Raw genomic sequence first — 1,889 nt, 5'->3', positions numbered from 1 at the left:
CGCCGATTTTAGATAGGAAGGGGAGACGAGAAAAGATCGTCTCCCCCCTTTTTTTTGTCCCCCCCTCCCGATGCTTCTTGCCCGGACCGAGGATACGAAGATAAAATGAATATAAGTTATGATGTTGATGAATGATATGCACTCCGCAGAGCAGGCCCTTCGGCAATGAGAAATGACGGTATGCTTTCCCTATTGTCCTGTAAAATAAAAAAAGAGCCGTTTGTAAAGCAAACGGCTGTTCAGGCTAAATAAACAAAAACGATTAATTATTATTGTCTCTCTATTAATGAGTCTATTAAAGAGTAAATGATAGAATTTGACAGATTATCTTTTTGTTATCTTATTTTTATGATTGTGTAAATAAATTTTGTGGTGTAAAAAAAGTAGCATGAAAAGCATTTTTTTGTCTTTTTATGCTACTCTTTGGGACTTGTTACTTTTTAGAATTTATAAGCAATTCCCCATGCTAAATTATCACATATTCCGATCCTGAATGAGGTATTGTTATTGTCGTCAAATTGACCAACGCCGATGTAACCGATTCCTAAGCTCATGGCTATATGCTCTGTCAGTTCATATACTAAATTCGGTTTTATACAAATCGCCCAGTTTGATTCAGTAAATTCAACATCGAAACCTCCTCGGGGAGCAAAATATAATTTTTGAGTTATCGGTAGATAATAGTTTACTCCTGCAGAAATTCCGAAACGTGTTTTATGATTATTCCCAAATAAACTTATACCGGTATTGATAGCCCAATGCTCATTTAGAAAGAATTCTGCCTCTGGAGATATGGCAAATTGATGAAATCCGTCGGTTACTTTGTAGGATATTTCGCCTCCCAGTTCTATATCGCCTTTTTTGTATTGAGCGTTTGCAGAATAAATACCTGTAATTAAAGCTATTATTAAAAGTATCGTTTTTTTCATTTTGAGAAAGTTTTTATGATATTGAAATATAAAATAAACCTCTTTTTTATCACTTGGATAATAAAAGAGGTTTTATGATGTAATGACGTAATTTTTATTGTATGCCTTGAGTCGTTACTTCTTTATTTATTTTCTTTACCAAACCTTGCAATACGCTACCAGGTCCGACTTCGGTAAAATCTGTTGCTCCATCGGCAATCATATTGATCACTGTTTGCGTCCAGCGTACAGGTGCTGTTAATTGTGCAATCAGGTTTTCTTTTATTGTTTCAGGATTGGTTTCTGCTTTTGCATTTACATTTTGATAAACCGGACATTTGGGTGCAAAGAATTGTGTTTTATGGATAGCTTCAGCTAATTCTGCACGAGCAGGCTCCATAATCGGAGAGTGGAAAGCTCCTCCGACTTTCAATTTTAAAGCACGTTTTGCTCCGGCAGCAAGCATTTTTTCGCATGCAGCGTCGATACCGGCCTCATCACCTGAGATAACGATTTGCCCAGGACAATTGTAATTAGCCGGAACAACGACTCCTTCTGTTACGGAGGCACATATTTCTTCTACTTTTTCGTCAGGCAAAGCTAATACTGCAGCCATGGTAGAAGGCGTTTTTTCACATGCTTTTTGCATAGCCTGAGCACGAGCGGAAACAAGACGTACACCGTCTTCGAAAGATAAAGCTCCGGCAGATACTAACGCTGAAAATTCTCCAAGAGAATGTCCTGCCACCATATCGGGACAGAATTTGTTACCCATCGTTTTTGCAAGAATTACCGAGTGTAAAAAAATTGCCGGCTGTGTAACTTTGGTTTGACGAAGATCTTCGTCAGTTCCGTTAAACATCAAGTCGGTAATTCTGAATCCTAAAATTTCATTAGCTTTTTCAAACAAGGCTTTAGCTTCGGAGTTAGTTTCATACAACTCTTTACCCATTCCTACGAATTGGGCGCCTTGTCCAGGAA

2 protein-coding genes are annotated in these 1,889 nt (G+C 37.9%); both read right to left on the bottom strand.

Annotation, left to right across the window (positions count from 1 at the left end):
- Nucleotides 1-440: 440 nt before the first annotated feature.
- Nucleotides 441-929: a hypothetical protein gene (locus tag AC1WHX_RS12055; protein ID WP_009317905.1), complete on the bottom strand. Its 489-nt coding sequence runs from the start codon at nt 927-929 to the stop codon at nt 441-443.
- 94 nt (nt 930-1,023) lie between these two features.
- A partial coding sequence (gene fabD, locus AC1WHX_RS12050; RefSeq protein WP_481229462.1) for an ACP S-malonyltransferase occupies nt 1,024-1,889 on the bottom strand: 866 nt, incomplete at its 5' end.

This window comes from Coprobacter sp., from assembly GCF_982436375.1.
The sequence above is the reverse complement of the archived record's forward strand: the minus strand, read 5'-3'. Positions and strand labels throughout refer to the sequence as shown.